This window comes from Pseudomonas sp. SHLD1 (assembly GCF_028640935.1).
Lineage (GTDB): Bacteria > Pseudomonadota > Gammaproteobacteria > Pseudomonadales > Pseudomonadaceae > Chryseomonas > Chryseomonas aestiva.
This window is the reverse complement of sequence record NZ_JAQZAD010000006.1, coordinates 67,337-84,732: the sequence shown is the minus strand read 5'-3', so window position 1 is coordinate 84,732 and position 17,396 is coordinate 67,337. Positions and strand designations below refer to the sequence as shown.

15 protein-coding genes and 1 tRNA gene are annotated in these 17,396 nt (G+C 65.8%); 11 read left to right on the top strand and 5 right to left on the bottom strand.

Annotated elements, in window-relative coordinates; genetic code table 11:
- Positions 1-36 precede the first annotated feature (36 nt).
- The 8 genes from PVZ77_RS00380 to PVZ77_RS00345 all read left to right on the top strand — a co-directional run bounded on the left by PVZ77_RS00380 (position 37) and on the right by PVZ77_RS00345 (position 10,039).
- Positions 37-3,573, top strand: a complete 3,537-nt coding sequence (locus PVZ77_RS00380) for a response regulator (protein ID WP_273805755.1) — start codon at positions 37-39, stop codon at positions 3,571-3,573.
- A gap of 3 nt (positions 3,574-3,576) precedes the next feature.
- Positions 3,577-4,395 carry a CheR family methyltransferase gene (locus tag PVZ77_RS00375; RefSeq protein ID WP_273805756.1) on the top strand — a complete coding sequence of 273 codons (819 nt, stop codon included), beginning with the start codon at positions 3,577-3,579 and terminating at the stop codon, positions 4,393-4,395.
- Between the two features lies 1 nt (position 4,396).
- Positions 4,397-4,984: a chemotaxis protein CheB gene (locus PVZ77_RS00370; protein WP_273805757.1), complete on the top strand. Its 588-nt coding sequence runs from the start codon at positions 4,397-4,399 to the stop codon at positions 4,982-4,984.
- A complete protein-coding gene (locus PVZ77_RS00365; RefSeq protein WP_273805758.1) occupies positions 4,977-6,173 on the top strand; it encodes a hybrid sensor histidine kinase/response regulator in 1,197 nt (398 codons plus the stop codon). Before PVZ77_RS00370 ends, PVZ77_RS00365 begins: the two co-directional genes overlap by 8 nt.
- Positions 6,174-6,269: 96 nt before the next feature.
- Positions 6,270-7,088 (top strand): NAD-dependent epimerase/dehydratase family protein, encoded by an 819-nt coding sequence (locus PVZ77_RS00360; protein ID WP_273805759.1) that lies wholly within the window; start codon positions 6,270-6,272, stop codon positions 7,086-7,088.
- Between the two features lie 11 nt (positions 7,089-7,099).
- On the top strand, positions 7,100-7,978 hold the full coding sequence (locus PVZ77_RS00355; RefSeq protein ID WP_273805760.1) for an SMP-30/gluconolactonase/LRE family protein: 879 nt from the start codon (positions 7,100-7,102) through the stop codon (positions 7,976-7,978).
- Between the two features lie 161 nt (positions 7,979-8,139).
- Entirely contained in the window at positions 8,140-9,399 is a 1,260-nt protein-coding gene (locus PVZ77_RS00350; protein ID WP_273805761.1) for an acyltransferase family protein, read from the top strand.
- Between the two features lie 58 nt (positions 9,400-9,457).
- On the top strand, positions 9,458-10,039 hold the full coding sequence (locus tag PVZ77_RS00345; protein ID WP_273805762.1) for a DUF4337 domain-containing protein: 582 nt from the start codon (positions 9,458-9,460) through the stop codon (positions 10,037-10,039).
- Between the two features lie 66 nt (positions 10,040-10,105).
- Here the strand turns inward: PVZ77_RS00345 and PVZ77_RS00340 are convergent.
- From PVZ77_RS00340 to rpsU, 4 genes are all read right to left on the bottom strand, one after another.
- Positions 10,106-10,182, bottom strand: a tRNA-Ile gene (locus PVZ77_RS00340).
- A gap of 104 nt (positions 10,183-10,286) precedes the next feature.
- Complete coding sequence (gene rpoD, locus PVZ77_RS00335; protein WP_187980515.1) at positions 10,287-12,140, bottom strand: RNA polymerase sigma factor RpoD; 1,854 nt, start codon at positions 12,138-12,140, stop codon at positions 10,287-10,289.
- Positions 12,141-12,216: 76 nt separating this feature from the next.
- Positions 12,217-14,124, bottom strand: coding sequence for a DNA primase (dnaG, locus tag PVZ77_RS00330; RefSeq protein ID WP_273805763.1), 1,908 nt, complete (start codon positions 14,122-14,124; stop codon positions 12,217-12,219).
- A 163-nt stretch (positions 14,125-14,287) separates the two neighbouring features.
- On the bottom strand, positions 14,288-14,503 hold the full coding sequence (gene rpsU, locus PVZ77_RS00325; protein WP_007159750.1) for a 30S ribosomal protein S21: 216 nt from the start codon (positions 14,501-14,503) through the stop codon (positions 14,288-14,290).
- 205 nt (positions 14,504-14,708) lie between these two features.
- Between rpsU and tsaD the strand changes: the two genes are divergently transcribed.
- On the top strand, positions 14,709-15,734 hold the full coding sequence (gene tsaD / locus PVZ77_RS00320) for a tRNA (adenosine(37)-N6)-threonylcarbamoyltransferase complex transferase subunit TsaD (RefSeq protein WP_273805764.1): 1,026 nt from the start codon (positions 14,709-14,711) through the stop codon (positions 15,732-15,734).
- A 45-nt stretch (positions 15,735-15,779) separates the two neighbouring features.
- On the opposite strand, the gene plsY is transcribed toward tsaD, so the two are convergent.
- Positions 15,780-16,349: a glycerol-3-phosphate 1-O-acyltransferase PlsY gene (gene plsY / locus PVZ77_RS00315; protein ID WP_273805765.1), complete on the bottom strand. Its 570-nt coding sequence runs from the start codon at positions 16,347-16,349 to the stop codon at positions 15,780-15,782.
- Positions 16,350-16,459: 110 nt separating this feature from the next.
- Between plsY and folB the strand changes: the two genes are divergently transcribed.
- Entirely contained in the window at positions 16,460-16,813 is a 354-nt protein-coding gene (gene folB, locus PVZ77_RS00310; protein WP_273805766.1) for a dihydroneopterin aldolase, read from the top strand.
- The gene (gene folK, locus PVZ77_RS00305; protein WP_273805767.1) at positions 16,810-17,343 is read left to right on the top strand and encodes a 2-amino-4-hydroxy-6-hydroxymethyldihydropteridine diphosphokinase; all 534 of its coding nucleotides are present in this window, start codon (positions 16,810-16,812) and stop codon (positions 17,341-17,343) included. The genes folB and folK overlap by 4 nt, the downstream gene beginning before the upstream one ends.
- Positions 17,344-17,396: the final 53 nt, after the last annotated feature.

Genomic DNA, 17,396 nt, shown 5'->3' with positions numbered 1-17,396 from the left:
CCGACCGTTTCGTCCCGTACAAGGCTTTCAGACCTCATGAATCGCGAGTCGCCCCTCGATCAGAAGCACTTCAGCCAGATCCTCAAGCGCAATCTTTCCCTGCCGCTGAGCATCGGTGTCTTCAGCGCGATCTTCTTTATCGCCATCATCTATTACCTGCTGAGAGTCACCCAGTGGGTCGAGCACACCGACCGTGTCATCAGCGAGGCCAACGCCAACTTCCGCCTGGTGGTCGATCTGGAAACCGGGATGCGTGGCTATCTGCTGAGTGGCAACACCAGCTTTCTGCAGCCCTATGAGCGCGCCCTGCCCAACGTCGAGCCGCAGCTCGACGAGCTGAAGAGTCTGGTCAGTGACAGTGCCGTGCAGATCCGTCGCCTGGAGCGGATCGAAGCGGTGCATCGCGAGTGGCGCGACTATGCGAGCCGGGTGATCGATGCGCGGCGTTTGGGTGGAGACTTCCAGACGCCGCTGAACGACGGTCAGGGCAAGAACCGTATCGACAGCATCCGCCGCGACTACAGCGATTTCATGGCCTACGAAGAGCAGATGCGCGCCGAGCGGACCGAGACGGCCAGCCGCATGACGGTGGTGTTCGTCGCCGCCTTCCTCATCGTCAGCCTGCTGCTGTCGGGCATCATGGCCTTCTTCGGACGCCGCGAGCTCATGCGGCTTTCCGCGACCTACACGCGGTTGCTCGACCAGCAGGCCGAGCACACCGACAACCTGGAGCGGCAGAGCTGGTTCCGCTCCGGCCAGAATCAGCTGTCGGAAGCGGTGATCGGCCAGGCGACGCTGGCGCCGCTGGGGCAGAGCATCCTGCAGTTCCTGGCGCGCTATCTCGGCGCCGCGGCCGGTGCCCTCTATGTCCGGCTCGACGACGGTAGCCTGGAACGCGTTGCCGACTATGCCCTCGACGACGAGGGTCGTCGCCGGCGCCAGCGCCTTTCACCGGGCGAGGGGCTGGCCGGGCAGGCCGTGCTGGACGGTCGCCTCGTGGCGCTCGACCAGTTGCCCCTCGATTACCTCAAGGTCAATTCGGCGCTGGGCGAGCGCCAGGCCAGCGCGGCGCTCATCGTGCCCATCGAGAACGATGGCCGGGTGAATGGCGTGGTCGAGCTGGGCTTCCTGCGCGCCCTGCGTCCGCAGGACGAAGAATTGCTGACCCTGATCGCCGATTCCATTGGCTCTTCGGTGGAAGCCGCGCGCTATCGCCAGCGGCTGCAGCAGGTGCTGGCGGAAACCCAGCAACTCAACGAAGAACTCCAGGTGCAGCAGGAAGAACTGCGCACCGCCAACGAAGAGCTGGAAGAACAGTCGCAGGCGCTCAAGGAGTCCCAGGTTCATCTGGAGCAGCAGCAGGCCGAACTGGAGCAGACCAACGAGCAACTCTCCCAGCAGGCCCAGGAACTGCTGCAGCAGCGCGACGTGCTGGACGACCGCAACAATCGCCTCAACGACGCCCAGCAGCTGCTGGAAGACCGGGCGCGCGAGCTGGAACGGGCCAGCCAGTACAAGTCCGAATTCCTGGCGAACATGTCCCACGAATTGCGCACGCCGCTGAACAGCTCGCTGATCCTCTCCAAGCTGCTGGCAGACAACCCGGCCGGCAATCTCAGCGGCGAGCAGGTGCGCTATGCCGAGTCCATCTATTCGGCAGGCAACGACTTGCTCACCCTGATCAACGACATCCTCGACATCTCCAAGGTCGAGGCCGGCATGCTGGAAATCCGCCCGGAGCAGATGTCCGTGCGCCGCCTGGTGGAAGCCCTGAAGACCGCCTTCGAGCCGGTGGCCCAGAACAAGGGCGTTGCCTTCGTGGTGGAGCTGGACGCGCGGATGCCGCCGGCCTTTTTCAGTGATCGCCAGCGAGTCGAGCAGATCCTCAAGAATCTGCTGTCCAACGCCTTCAAGTTCACCGAGCATGGTCAGGTCACCCTGCGCCTGTCGCTGGAAGACGGCCAGCCCAGCTTCGCCGTGAGCGATACCGGCATCGGCATCGCCGCCGAGCAGCAGGAGCTGATCTTCGAGGCCTTCCGCCAGGCGGATGGCGCCATCACCCGTCGCTACGGCGGCACCGGCCTGGGGCTGTCGATCTCCCGCGACCTGGCGCTGCTGCTGGGTGGCACCCTGAGCGTCACCAGCCAGCCGGGCGAGGGCAGTACCTTCACCCTGCGCCTGCCGCTGGAGTATCAGGAAACCGCCGCGCCCGGTCTGCCGGTGACGCCGATCATGGCCCCGGCGCAGGCCACCACGCCGGTTGCAGCACCTGCGCCTCTCGCCACCCTGGCCGCTACCCCGCGTCCGCCCGCAGCGCCGCCGGTCACCGAGGCAGCGGCGCCTGTGGCAGCTGCCTTCGCTGACGACCGGGACAGCTGGCCCTATCCGGATCGTCGAGTGCTGGTGATCGAGGACGAGGTGCCCTTCGCGCAGATCCTCTTCGATCTGGCCCACGAGCTGAAGTACAGCTGCCTGATCGCCCACCGCGCCGAGGAAGGCTTCGCCGCGGCGCTGGAGTACCGCCCCGACGCCATCCTGCTGGACATGGGGCTGCCGGATCATTCCGGCCTCACGGTGCTGGAGCGGCTCAAGGAAAATCCCCTGACCCGGCACATCCCGGTGCACGTGGTCTCGGCCTCGGATCGCATCGAGACGGCCATGCACATGGGCGCGGTCGGCTACGCCATCAAGCCCACCACCCGCGACGAATTGCGCGAGGCCTTCACGCGGCTGGAAGCCAAGTTCGCCGCCGGCATCAAGCGGGTGCTACTGGTGGAAGACGACGCCCTGCAGCGCGACAGCATCGCCAAGCTGATCGGCGACGTGGACGTGGAGATCACCGCGGTGGAGATGGGCAGCCAGGCCCTGGAACTGCTGCGCGACGAGGTCTACGACTGCATGGTCATCGACCTCAAGCTGCCCGACATGGAAGGTGGCGAACTGCTCCAGCGCATGGCCAGCGAAGACATCTGCTCCTTCCCGCCGGTGATCGTCTACACCGGTCGCAGCCTGACCCGCGACGAAGAAGCGGCGCTGCTCAAGTATTCGCGTTCCATCATCATCAAGGGCGCGCGCTCGCCGGAGCGGCTGCTCGACGAGGTGACCCTGTTCCTGCACAAGATCGAGGCCGACATGCCGCTCGATCGCCAGCGCATGCTGGAAAGCGCCCGCAGTCGCGAAAAGGCCTTCGACGGCCGCACCCTGCTGCTGGTGGATGACGACGTGCGCAATATCTTCGCCCTCACCAGTGCCCTGGAGCAGAAGGGCGCCAAGGTGGAGATCGCCCGCAACGGCCTGGAAGCGCTGGAGAAGCTCGACAACAGCGACACCATCGACCTGGTGCTGATGGACATCATGATGCCGATGATGGACGGCTACGAAGCCATGCGCGAGATCCGCAAGCGGCCGCACATGAAGAAGCTGCCGATCATCGCCATCACCGCCAAGGCCATGAAGGACGACCAGGAGCGCTGCCTCGCCGCCGGCGCCAGCGACTACCTGGCCAAGCCCATCGACCTGGATCGGCTGTTCTCGCTGATCCGTGTCTGGATGCCGTCGCTGGAGCGGCTGTAGGTCATGAGCGAACGGCTGCAGGACATCGAGCTGAGGTTGCTGCTGGAAGGCATCTTCCTGAGATACAGCCACGACTTCCGCAATTACTCCAAGGCCTCGCTCAAGCGGCGGGTGCTACAGGCGCTGACGCGCTTCGACTGCCCGAGCATCTCGGCGCTGCAGGAGCGGGTCCTGCGCGATCCGGCGCTGTTCGCCGAGCTGCTGCAATTCATCACCATCCCGGTGAGCGAGATGTTTCGCGATCCGGGCTACTTCCTCGCCCTGCGCCAGCAGGTGGTACCGGTCTTGCGCACCTATCCCTCGCTCAAGGTGTGGATCGCCGGCTGCAGCACCGGCGAGGAAGTCTTCTCCATGGCCATCCTGTTCCAGGAGGAGGGGCTGCTCGACCGTACGCTCTTCTATGCCACCGACATCAATCCGCGCTCCATGGAAAAGGCCCGCCAGGGCATCTTTCCGCTGGAGCGGATGCGCGCCTACACCGCCAGCTACCAGAACGCCGGCGGCACCCGAGCGTTTTCCGACTATTACACCGCGGCCTACGACGGCGCCCTGTTCGACAAGTCGCTGATCGCCAACGTGACCTTCGCCGACCATAGCCTGGCCACCGACAGCGTCTTTTCCGAGACGCAGCTGGTGTCCTGCCGCAACGTGCTCATCTACTTCAACAAGAATCTGCAGAATCGGGCGCTCGGCCTGTTTCACGAGTCCCTGAGCCACCGCGGCTTTCTCGGCCTGGGCAGCAAGGAGTCGCTGGACTTCTCCGCCTACGCCAGTCACTTCGAGCCGGTGGTGAAGCAGGAACGGCTGTTCCGCAGGCTCTAGCATGTTCCCGCCCCTGAAGCCGTTGCGCCTCATCGTCATCGGAGCCTCTGCCGGCGGGCTGCAGGTGCTGCTGCGCCTGCTCTCGACCCTGCCGGCCAGCTTCCGCCTGCCGTTGGCGGTGGTGCTGCACCTGCCGGACGACCGCAATTCGCGCCTGGCCGAGTTGTTCCAGGCGCGGCTGGCCTTGCGGGTACGCGAAGCCGAGGACAAGGACGCTATACTGCCCGGCACCCTGTATTTCGCGCCGCCGGGTTATCACCTGCTGGTGGAAGACGACTTCACACTGTCGCTGTCACGCGACGAGCCGGTGCAGTTTTCTCGGCCGTCCATCGATGTCTTGTTCGAAAGCGCGGCCGATGCCCTGGGCGAGCAGGTCTGCGGCGTCCTGCTCACCGGCGCCAACCAGGACGGCGCCAGCGGCCTGCACGCCCTGGCTCGGAATGGAGCGGTCACCGTCGTCCAGTCGCCGCAGTCGGCCGAGGTACCGACCATGCCCGAGGCGGCGCTGAAGAGACTCCACCCGGATTTCGTGCTGGATGTGCCGGGCATCCATCTATTGCTCATCGAGCTGGAACGCGACCATGGCTGAAGTACCCGTCGAACAGGCGAAGCTCCTGCTCGTAGACGACCTGCCGGAAAATCTCCTGGCACTGGAAGCCCTGCTGCGCAGCGAGGCGCTGGAGATCTTCCAGGCCAGCTCCGCCGAGGCCGCGCTGGAGCTCCTGCTGATGCACGAATTCGCCCTGGCGATCCTCGATGTACAGATGCCGGGCATGAACGGTTTCGAACTGGCGGAGATGATGCGCGGCCTGGAAAAGACCCGGCACATTCCCATCGTCTTCGTCAGCGCCGCCGGCCGCGACCTCAACTATGCCTTCAAGGGCTACGAGAGCGGGGCGGTGGACTTCCTGCACAAGCCCCTCGATGTCCATGCGGTCAAGAGCAAGACCCGGGTCTTCGTCGACCTCTACTGGCACCGCAAGCGCCTGGCCGAGCAGCTGGTGGCCCTGGAGCAGAGTCGCCAGGAACAGGAGATCCTGCTGGCCGAGCTGCGCCAGACTCAGGTCGAGCTGCAGCAGGCGGTCCGCACCCGCGACGACTTCATGTCCATGGTCTCCCACGAACTCAAGACGCCGCTCAACACCCTGATGCTCGAAGCCCAGCTGCGCCGCATGTACCTGGACAAGGGCAAGCTGGAGGCCTTCACCCCCGACAAGCTGGCCGGCATGGCCGAGCGCGACGAGCGGCAGATCCAGCGCCTGGTGCACCTGATCGACGACATGCTCGACATCTCGCGCATCCGCACCGGCAAGCTGTCCATCCGCCCCTCGCAATGCGATCTCGCCGCCCTGGTCAACACCGTGGTCGACAGCTTCGCCTCGCAATTCGCCGCCGCCGGTTGCCCGGTGGAGCTGCACGCGGAGGGCCCGGCGCCTGGCTACTGGGATGAATTCCGCATCGAGCAGGTGATCACCAACCTGTTGACCAACGCCATGAGATACGGCGCCGGGCGTCCGGTGGCGATCTCCCTGCGCAGCGATGGTGCCGACGTGGAGCTGAGCGTCAAGGACCACGGCATCGGCATCCCGGTGGAGCACCAGGCGCTGATCTTCCGCCAGTTCGAGCGCGCCAGTGGCACCGAGAACATCGCCGGCCTGGGCCTGGGCCTCTATATCGCCGACCAGATCGTCAAGGCGCACCATGGCAGCCTGCACGTGGAAAGCATCGCCGGGCAGGGCGCGACCTTCCGCCTGCGGCTGCCTTGCCTGCCGGCCTAGGTAGCATTGACAGGACCCCAGTCGCCCGCGAGAATCACGAAAAGAGGTGGGATGTCGTACCTCTTGCCAGATAACTCCATAAGAAGGCGCCCGCTCATGTCCGAAGTCTCCTCGTCACCTTTCCATCGTCTGTTGCTGACCGGTGCTGCCGGGGGCCTGGGCAAGGAGCTGCGCCAGCGGCTCAAGCCCCATGCCGAGATCCTGCGGCTGTCCGACATCGCGCCGATGGATGCGGCCCAGGGGCCAGCGGAAGAGGTGGTCACGTGCGACCTGGCGGACAAGGCTGGCGTCCATGACCTAGTGGAGGGCGTCGATGCCATCCTGCATTTCGGTGGCATCTCCACCGAGCATGCCTTCGAGCCCATCCTCGAAGCCAACATCCGCGGCACCTTCAATCTCTACGAGGCCGCGCGGCGCCATGGGGTGAAGCGCATCGTCTTCGCCAGCTCCAATCATGTCATCGGCTTCTATCGCCAGGACCAGCGCATCGACGCCAGCGTGCCCCAGCGTCCGGACAGCTACTACGGCCTGTCCAAGGCCTTTGGCGAAGACCTGGCGACCTTCTATTTCGATCGCTATGGCATCGAGACGGTGAGCATCCGCATCGGCTCGTCCTTTCCCGAGGCGCAGAATCGCCGCATGCTCGCCACCTGGCTGAGCTACGAAGACCTGACCGACCTCATCCTGCGCAGCCTGACCACCCCGGACGTCGGCCACACCATCGTCTATGGTGCCTCCAACAACCGCGACAGCTGGTGGGACAACCGCCTGGCCGCGCACCTGGGCTTCCAGCCCAAGGACAACTCCGAGCAATTCCGCGCCAAGGTCGAGGCCCAGCCGATGCCGGCGGCGGACGATCCGTCTCTGGTCTACCAGGGCGGTGCCTTCGTCGCCACCGGTCCCTTCGACGACTGAGGAGGGCCGCCATGACTGCCGAATTGCTCGTCGATGCCCGCAACGCCACTGGCGAATGCCCGGTCTGGCACGTCGCCGAACAGGCGCTCTACTGGGTCGATATCCCGGCCAAGCGGCTGCATCGCTGGACCCCGACGGGTGCGCTGGACAGCTGGAGCGCGCCGGAAATGCTCGCCTGCATCGCCGCCCGCGCAGGCGGCGGCTGGCTCGCCGGCCTGGAAAGCGGCCTCTTCGCCCTGCAGGCCGAGGCTTGCGGCCAACTCAGCGGCGAGCGCCTGGTCGCCCTCGACCATGCCCAGCCGGCCATGAGATGCAACGACGGTCGCTGCGATCGCCAGGGTCGCTTCCTGGTGGGCACCATGGTGCAGGACATGGCGCAGGGCGCCCCGGCTGGCCGCCTCTACAGTCATACGGCCGGCGAGGGCGCCCGGCTGCTGCTGGACGACCTCATCGTCCCCAACGGCCTGGCCCTGAGCCCCGATGGCCGCATCCTCTATCTGTCCGACTCCCATCCCAGCCGCCAGCTGATCTGGGCGTTCGACTACGATCCCGACACGGGCACACCCGGCAACCGGCGGCTGTTCGTCGACATGAACGGCCATCCCGGCCGGCCTGATGGTGCTGCGGTGGATGTCGACGGCTGCTACTGGATCTGCGGCAACGATGCCGGCCTCATCCATCGCTTCACGCCCGACGGTCGCCTGGATCGCTCCCTGGCCGTGCCGGTCAGGAAGCCGGCCATGTGCGCCTTTGGCGGACGCAACCTGGACACCCTGTTCGTGACCTCCATCCGCCCGGGTGGCGATCTGAGCGATCAGCCGCTGGCGGGTGGTCTGTTCGCCCTGGACCCTGGCGTGCAGGGGCTGGCGGAGCCTGCCTTCGCCGGCTGAATCGGGCCCGGTTTCAGAGGCCGCAGGACTCCCGAACGGCGGTGTCCTGAGCGGCGCCTGGCAACCCTGGGAAACCGGTTGTCATGCTTTTGTCATGAACATCGGCAGGGCTCACGCCCAGGCGGCTTATAATCAGGTCTTATCCGCCGTAAACCGCCGCCATGACCTCTTCAACCGCAAGCCGCCCCACTGCCCGTTACTACGGCCTGGAATGGCTGAGATTCCTCATGGCGCTGTACATGGTCGTCTACCACCTGGGCGGGCTCTACAGCGATCTGCCGGATGCCTTCCGCCGCCTGGCCGGCATGGGCTTCTTCGCCACCAGCACCTTCTTCCTGCTCTCCGGTTTCCTGCTGGCCCATGTCAGCCTGGATCGCCAGGGCGCACTCAAGGGCAGCTCGCGCGGTTTCGTCTTGCGCCGGCTGTGCAACCTCTATCCCATCCACCTGCTTACCCTGCTGGTGGCCCTGGGGCTGTCCTACTGGCTGTCCCAGGACTCCTGGCTGGAACACGGGGTGCCGGTCTACTACAACCAGCATCCCTATCTGCAGCTGGAGGAGGGCAGCGCGCTGGACGAGATGCTGCCGCTGTCCTGGCTGGCCGCCACCACCCACGTACTCCTGCAACTGCTCCTGCTGCAATCCTGGGAGCCGCGCTTTCTCTGGCTCAACGGCGCCGCCTGGTCGATCTCGGCGCTGCTGTTCTTCTACCTGCTGTTCCCGCTGCTGGGCCCGCGGCTGATGCGCCTGCGTCGCTGGGCCCTGGCCGCCGCCGCGCTCTGGGGGCTCTATCTGCTCGGCCCGCTGGTGGCCACCTGGGCCCAGGCCTTCGATACCGTCACCGTGGGCGTCATCCATCGCAATCCGCTGATCCGCCTGCCGGAATTCCTGCTCGGCATCCTGCTCTATCGCGCCGTGCAGGAGCCCTGGGTGGCCGAGACGACCCAGCGCCTGCGCGTGCCGCTGCTGCTGTTTGGCCTGACCGGCCTGTGGCTGGGCGCCCTGCTGCTGGAAGGCGATGGCCGCCGCTGGTTCTACCTGGTCCACAACGGCTTGCTGACGCCCTTCCAGGCGGCGGTGCTGCTGGCCTGCGCCACCTTCGGCGAACCCGGCCGCGCCGGCGTGCGCCGCCTGGCCCAGCGCCTCGGCGAGGCCTCGCTGTGCATCTTCGCCGTCCACACCCCGCTGATCGGCGTGCTCGAACCCTGGACCCGTACCCTGCTGGGCTGGATGCACCTGGCCGGCGACAGCCTCGAAGACCTGGCCGAAGACGTCGGCGAGGTGCTGGCCCTGCCCATCCCCATACCCGGCTGGATGCTGCCGCTGCACCTGGTGCTCATCGTCCTGCTCGGCCTGGCCATGCAGCGCTGGGTGGCCGGTCCGCTACGCCGCTGGCTGCAGGCGCGATTGCCCAACTCTTAAGAAGGCCTTAAGCCGACTGGACTAGCCTCGCCGCAGGAATCCGCAGCGGAGCTAGGTCTTGTCCAGCGAATACGAAGTCCACGGTCCCCACGACCACGAGGTGGAACACGCCGCCCACGGCGCCCATCGCCGCGACAGCCTCACCGGCCGCATTGCCGTCACCACCGCCATTCTCGCGACGCTGGGCGCCCTCTGCGCCTACCAGGGCGGCAACGCCGAGAGCCTGGCGCTCTACTACAAGAACGAAGAAGCCATCGCCAAGACCGAAGCCGCCAACCAGTGGGGCTACTACCAGGCCAAGGGCGAAAAGCAGAACCTCGCCGACCTGGGCGCCGCCCTCGCGACCAACCCCGACACCGCCCAGCGCTTCACCCAGGACAGCCAGCGCTACGCCCAGCAAAAGGCCGAGATCCGCACCAAGGCCGAAGCCCTGGAGGAAAAGGTCATGGCCAACGAAGCCCTGAGCGAAACCCAGCTCCACCGCCACCACCGCTGGGCCCAGGCCACCATGCTCATGCAGGTCGCCATCTCCCTGGCCGCCATCACCCTGCTGACCCGGCGGCGCTGGTTGCAGGCGGCGGTGTATGGGGTGGCGGGGGGAGGAGTGGCTGTAGGGGTGTTGGCGCTGTTGCACGTCTGAGTGGCAAAAGCGTGAAGCGCGAATCGCAGGCACAAAAAAGCCGCGCAACGCGCGGCTCCTGAAAGCTGGTGGGCCCACACGGACTCGAACCGTGGACCAAAGGATTATGAGTCCTCTGCTCTAACCAACTGAGCTATAGGCCCTATAGCGCGGAGGAGTATACCGGGGGTGGCGGGGATCGCCAAACCCTTGTCGGGCATAAAAAAACCGGAGCCTGGGCTCCGGTTTCGGGTGCAGCGTGGGCGCCTTACTCGTCGAGGAAGGAGCGCAGGTGTTCGCTGCGGGACGGGTGGCGCAGCTTGCGCAGGGCCTTGGCTTCGATCTGGCGGATACGCTCGCGGGTGACGTCGAACTGCTTGCCCACTTCCTCGAGGGTGTGGTCGGTGTTCATGTCGATGCCGAAACGCATGCGCAGGACCTTGGCTTCACGGGCGGTGAGGCCGGAGAGCACGTCGCGCGTGGCTTCCTTAAGGCTTTCGCTGGTGGCCACCTCGATCGGGGACTGCATGGAGCTGTCCTCGATGAAATCGCCCAGGTGCGAATCTTCGTCGTCGCCGATGGGCGTCTCCATGGAGATCGGCTCCTTGGCGATCTTGAGCACCTTGCGGATCTTGTCCTCGGGCATCTCCATGCGCTCGCCCAGCTCTTCCGGGGTCGGCTCGCGACCCATCTCCTGCAGCATCTGGCGGGAGATCCGGTTCAGCTTGTTGATCGTCTCGATCATGTGCACCGGAATCCGGATGGTGCGCGCCTGGTCGGCGATGGAGCGGGTGATGGCCTGGCGAATCCACCAGGTGGCATAGGTGGAGAACTTGTAGCCACGGCGGTATTCGAACTTGTCCACCGCTTTCATCAGGCCGATGTTGCCTTCCTGGATCAGATCGAGGAATTGCAGACCACGGTTGGTGTATTTCTTGGCGATGGAAATCACCAGGCGCAGGTTCGCCTCGACCATTTCCTTCTTGGCGCGGCGGGCCTTGGCCTCCCCGATGGACATGGCGCGGTTGATGTCCTTGATCTGCGAGACTTTCAGCTCGTAGTCACGCTCCAGCTCGGCCAGCTGAGCCTGCTTGGCCTTGATGTCGGCCTGGAAGCGCTCGAGACCCTCGGCGTACTTGGGCTTGCCCTTGAGCAGGCCGGCGGTCCATTCGGTGTTGGTCTCGTTGCCGGGGAAGTGACGCAGGAAATCGGCACGCGGCATGCGCGCATCGCGCACGGCGAGCTGCATGATGGCGCGCTCGAGGCCACGCACCCGCTCCAGGGATTCGCGCACGCGGATCACCAGGGCTTCGTACTGCTTGGGCACCAGCTTGATCGGCGAGAACAGTAGGGCCAGGGCGACGAATTCTTCCACGGCGTGGTCGTTGTCGCGGCCGTGCTTCTTCAGCACCTTCTTGGTCTTTTCCAGCTGCTCGGCAACCGCGCCGAAACGCAGGCGAGCCTCTTCCGGATCCGGACCGCCGTCGCCTTCTTCCTCGTCGGCGTCGTCGCTCTCTTCCTCGTCGTCCTTCTCGTCGTCCACGGCCTTGGCATCGGTGGCCTTGTTCGGGACGGGCAGGACCTCGCTCTCGTTCGGCAGGCTGCCGTCGTCGGGATCGATGTAGCCGGCAAGGACGTCGGACAGGCGACCGCCTTCGGTGGTGACGCGGGTGTATTCGCTGAGGATGTAGTCGACGGTGCCCGGGAACTGGGCGATGGCGCCCATGACTTCGCGGATGCCTTCCTCGATGCGCTTGGCGATCTCGATCTCGCCTTCGCGGGTCAGCAGTTCCACGGTGCCCATTTCACGCATGTACATGCGCACCGGGTCGGTGGTGCGGCCGACATCGCTTTCCACCGCTGCCAGGGCGGCGGCGGCTTCTTCGGCGGCGGCTTCGTCGGTATCGGTTTCCGCCAGCAGCAGGGCATCAGCGTCCGGCGCGGTCTCGAATACGTTGATCCCCATGTCATTGATCATGCGGATGATGTCTTCCACCTGTTCCGGATCTGAAATATCCTCCGGTAGGTGGTCATTGACCTCCGCGTAAGTCAGGTAACCCTGCTCACGACCGCGGGCGATCAATTCTTTCAGACGGGATTGCTGTTGCGCTTTTCCGGACATAGGTACCCTTCCACTGAAGGCTTAGGCGGGCAAAAATAGCTGAACATTATAGCCGGTTAGACGGTGGTCGTGCCAGTTAGGTCACGGACCCCGCCGGACGGCTGAGGAGTTCGCGTAGGCGGTCCTTGTCTTCGGAGCTCAGTTCGCTCTGTCGCGCCTTGCGTAGGAGTTGCTCCAGCGAGCGATCACGCTGGCTGGCGGCTAACCTCGTTATGGTGTCGAAAAACTGTTGTTCAAGGTTGTCGCCGGCAATCAGCCACTCTTTTTCCGCCAGGGCGCGCAGCAGTCGGCCCTGTTCGGTGCCGTGCCAGCGAGCGATGAGCGCCAGGGTGCTCTGTCCCGGCTTCTTCTGCAGCGCCTCGACCAGGGCGACCAGCAGCTGGGCGTACTGATCGCTTTCCTCGGCCAGGTTGCGGGCGTCCTGCACCGCCTGGGCCAGGTTCGGGTGGTGCAGCAGGCTGCGCAGCGCGGCCAGCACCGGGGTCTCCACCTTGACCGGTGGCTGACGGGGTGCGCGTTCGCCGCCGCCCTTACCGTTGAAATCCTTTTTCCAGCCCTTGCCCTCGCGCCCGCCCTTGCCCTCGCGGCGTGGCGTCCACTGCTGCTGCGCCGGCGCTTCCTCGGCATGGGCGTAGGCGTAGTCGCCATAGTCCATGGGTGGCGCATCCTGCGCCGGTGCGGAAGGCGCCAGCTGGCTCAGGGCGTCGTTGCCGAGACCGGTGAGTTCGCTCAGGCGCTGGCGCATCAGCAGGCGCAGGTTGTTGCCGGGAATCTTCTCGATCAGCGGCGCCGCCAGGGTGGCCAGATGCGCCTTGCCCTCCAGGGTGGCCGGATCCGCTTCGATCATCAGCTGCTGGAAGAAATACTCGGCCAGCGGCTGGGCCTGCTGGACGAAGCGCGCCTGGAAGGCATCCGCGCCCTCGGCGCGCACCAGGGTGTCGGGGTCCTCGCCTTCGGGCAGGAACAGGAAGCGCACCCGGAAGCCATCCTTGAGCACCGGCAGGGCCGATTCCAGGGCGCGCCAGGCGGCGCTGCGGCCGGCCTGGTCGCCGTCGAAGCAGAACAGGATGCTCGGCACGATGCGGAACAGCCGCTTGATGTGCTCTTCGCTGGTGGCGGTGCCCAGGGTGGCCACGGCATTGCGGATGCCTTGCTGAGCCAGGGCGATGACGTCCATGTAGCCTTCCACGACGAGGATCTCGTCCAGGTCGCGGTTGTGCTTGCGTGCCTCGAACAGGCCGTAGAGTTCCTGGCCCTTGTGGAAGACCGGAGTTTCCGGCGAGTTGAGGTACTTGGGCTTGTCGTCGCCCAGTACCCGGCCACCAAAGGCGATCACCCGGCCACGGCTGTCGCGGATCGGGAAGATCACCCGGTCGCGAAAGCGATCGTATCTCTTGCCGCTCTCGGCGTTCTCCACCAGCAGGCCGGCATCAAGCATGGCCTTCTGTTGCAGGTCGTCGCCACCCAGGTGCTTGCCCAGGTTGTCCCAGCCTGGCGGGGCGAAGCCCAGGCCGAAGTCCCGGGCGATCTCGCCGGTGAGGCCGCGCTTCTTCAGGTAGTCCACCGCCGCCTGGCGCTTGGGATGGTTGCGCAGCGCCAGGCGATAGAATTCGGCGGCCGCGGCCAGCAGCGGATAGAGCGGCGAGTCGGTGGGTTGCCGCGGCTTGCGCCGGCCGCCGCTCTCTTCGCGCGGCACGTCCACGCCGGCCTTCTTGGCCAGTTCCTCGACCGCCTCGGGAAATTCGAGGTTGTCGTGGTCCATGATGAAGCCCAGGGCGTTGCCGCCGGCGCCGCAGCCGAAGCAGTAGTAGAACTGCTTGTCGGGGCTGACGCTGAAGGAGGGCGTCTTCTCGTTATGGAAGGGGCAACAGGCCATCCAGTTCTTGCCGGCCTTCTTGAGCTTCACCCGCGCGCCCACCACTTCGACGATGTCGGTGCGGTTGAGCAGGTCGTCGATGAAGCCTTGCGGGATGAGTCCGGCCATGGTCAGCGTCTGGATAGAGGAGCAAAGAGCGGAGGGTGGGGCAGGCCAGATGGCCAGAAGGAGAGTCTAGCGCCAGCGGGCGCCTGGGCGAAGCGGGAAGGCCAGAAACAGACAACCCGACCAGAGGTCGGGTTGTGTGATGACGCCAGAGGAGCGCTGTAACTCAGTACAGGCGCTCGCGACGGCGCTGCTCGCGCTGTACTTTCTTGGCGTGGCGCTTGACCGCGGCGGCAGCTTTACGCTTGCGCTCGGCGGTGGGCTTTTCGTAGAACTCGCGGCTACGCACTTCGGCCAGTACACCGGCCTTCTCGCAGGAACGCTTGAAACGACGCAGCGCTACGTCGAAGGGTTCGTTTTCTTTGACTTTGACGTTGGGCATCCAGGTCGTACCTTCAAATTTACCGAGGTTTAATCCAACGCTAGCGGCAAAAGGGCACGGGAAGCGTCGGTTTTTAAGGGTTGCGGATAGTAACGCTTCAACTGCCCCGCTGCCAACCCCCGGCGGACGAAAAGCGCTGGCCGGTGCTGGAAGCGGCGCTTATCATGCGCAGCCTGACATTTTATACCCTCGAAGGCTTATCTCCATGCGTGTTCTGGGACTGGAAACGTCCTGCGATGAAACCGGCGTCGCCCTCTACGACAGCGAGCGTGGCCTGCTGGCCGATGCGCTGTTCAGCCAGATCGATCTGCATCGCGTCTACGGTGGCGTGGTACCGGAGCTGGCCTCGCGCGATCACGTCAAGCGCATGCTGCCGCTGATCCGCGAAGTGCTGGAAGAGGCGGGCAGCCGTCCCGCGGATGTGGACGCCATCGCCTACACCGCCGGCCCCGGCCTGGTCGGCGCCCTGCTGGTGGGTGCGGCCTGCGCCCAGGCGCTGGCGCTGGCCTGGGGCGTGCCTGCCCTGGGCGTCCACCATATGGAAGGCCATCTGCTGGCGCCCATGCTCGAAGAGCAGCCGCCGCAATTCCCCTTCGTCGCCCTGCTGGTGTCCGGTGGCCATACCCAGCTGGTGCAGGTCGATGGCATCGGCCGCTACAGCGTGCTCGGCGAGTCCCTGGACGATGCCGCCGGCGAGGCCTTCGACAAGACCGCCAAGCTGCTGGGCCTGAGCTATCCCGGGGGACCGGAGATCGCCCGTCTGGCCGAGCGTGGCGTCGTGGGGCGGTTCGTCTTTCCGCGGCCCATGACCGATCGACCCGGTCTGGAATTCAGTTTCAGCGGCCTCAAGACCTTTACCCTCACCACCTGGCAGCGCTGCCGGGCGGCTGGTGACGACAGCGAGCAGACCCGGTGCGACATCGCCCTGGCCTTCCAGACGGCGGTGGTCGAGACCCTGGCGATCAAGTGCAAGCGCGCGCTGAAGCAGACCGGGCTCAAGTCGCTGGTGATCGCCGGTGGCGTCAGTGCCAACCGGGCGCTGCGCCAGAACCTGGAGCAGATGCTCGGCGAGCTGGGCGGCCAGGTCTTCTATGCGCGGCCACGCTTCTGCACCGACAACGGCGCCATGATCGCCTACGCCGGTTGCCAGCGCCTGCTGGCCGGCCAGCAGGAAGGTCCGGCCATCGCCGTCAAGGCACGCTGGCCCATGGAGCAACTGGCGGCGCTCTGAGACGGGCGGAGGGCGTCGCTGGGTAATCCCCGGGCGACGCCAGGGTCAAAAATGACGCTCGGTGCCCTGGCGCAGGGCGCGCAGATTGTGTCGGTGGCGAATCAGGATGAGCAGGGCGAGCAGCAGCATGGGCGCCAGCAGATCCGGACGTTGCCAGGCGAACAGCGGCAGGATGCCCAGCACGGCGACCAGCGATGCCAGGGAGGCGATCCTCAGGCTGGCGAACACCGCAGCCCAGAGCACCAGCCCCAGCAGGGCCGCCGGCGGATAGAGGCCGAGCAGCAGCCCGGCCGCCGTGGCGACGCCCTTGCCACCGCGGAAATGGAAGTACAGCGGATAGAGGTGGCCGACCACGGCGGCCAGCCCGATCCAGGCCTGCTGCAGGGGTGAAAGCCCCAGCTGCTGGGCGATGAGCACGGGAATCAGGCTCTTGCTCAGGTCACCGGCCAGGGTCAGCAACGCCAGCTTGCGCCCGGCCAGGCGCAGCATGTTGCTGGCGCCGGGATTGCCGGAGCCGTCGTGACGCGGGTCGCGGGTGCCGAACAGGCGACTGAGCAGCACGGCGAAGGACAGCGAGCCCAGCAGATAGGCCAGCAGGAGCAGCAGCCAGAACATGGTAGGGTTCCGCGCCAGGAGAAGGCTCGATTCTACCGACAGCCCGCCGCCCGACGATAGGCCGGCGGCGACGATCACACAGAGCACGGCAAAGGTGCGAGGCAAAGGCAGTGGACAAGGTTTTCATCGAGGGACTCGAGGTCGACACCGTGATAGGGGTGTATGACTGGGAGCGTGACATCCGCCAGTGCCTGCGCATCGATCTCACCATGGGCTGGGATATCCGCGCGGCGGCGGCGAACGACGAACTCGAACACACCCTGAACTATGCGGCGGTGGCCGAGCGCATCACCGCCTTTGCCCACGAGACCGCCTTCGAACTGGTCGAGACCTTTGCCGAGCGCCTGGCTGCCCTGCTCCAGGCGGAATTCAAGTTGCCCTGGCTGCGCTTGCGCATCACCAAGTCCGGCGCGGTGCCGACCGCCCGCGGCGTGGGCGTGGAGATCGAGCGGGGGCAGGCGTGACCCGGGTCTATCTGGGACTGGGCAGCAATATCCAGCGCGAGCAGCACCTGGGCATGGCCCTGGACGAGCTCGCGACGCTGCTGACCGCCATGCAGTGCTCGCCGGTCTTCGAAAGCGAAGCGGTGGGTATCCGCAGCGCACCCTTCTTCAATCTGGTGGTGGCGGGTGACACGGCGCTCGATCCCATGGCCCTGAGTCAGAGACTCAAGGCCATCGAAACCCGCAGCGGTCGCTATGCGCCGGATCGCCAGGGCCTGCCGCTGGACATCGACATCCTGCTGCATGGCGACCTGGCCGGCGAATTCGCCGGCCTGACCCTGCCGCGCGCCGAGATCCTGCGCAACGCCTTCGTGCTCTGGCCGCTGGCCCTGCTGGCCGGCGAGCGTCGGCATCCGGACAACGGCCGCCGGCTCGATGAGTTGTGGCAGGAGATGCGCGGCCAGACCACCCAGGTGCTGCGGCCGGTGTCCTTCCGCTGGAAGGGCGTCGAGCTGACGCCGGAAGAGCTGGTCAGCGCCAACCTACGGTAGGTTGGGTTGAGGCGGTTCTATCGTCGAAACCCAACACTGAGGAGCGCTGGCTG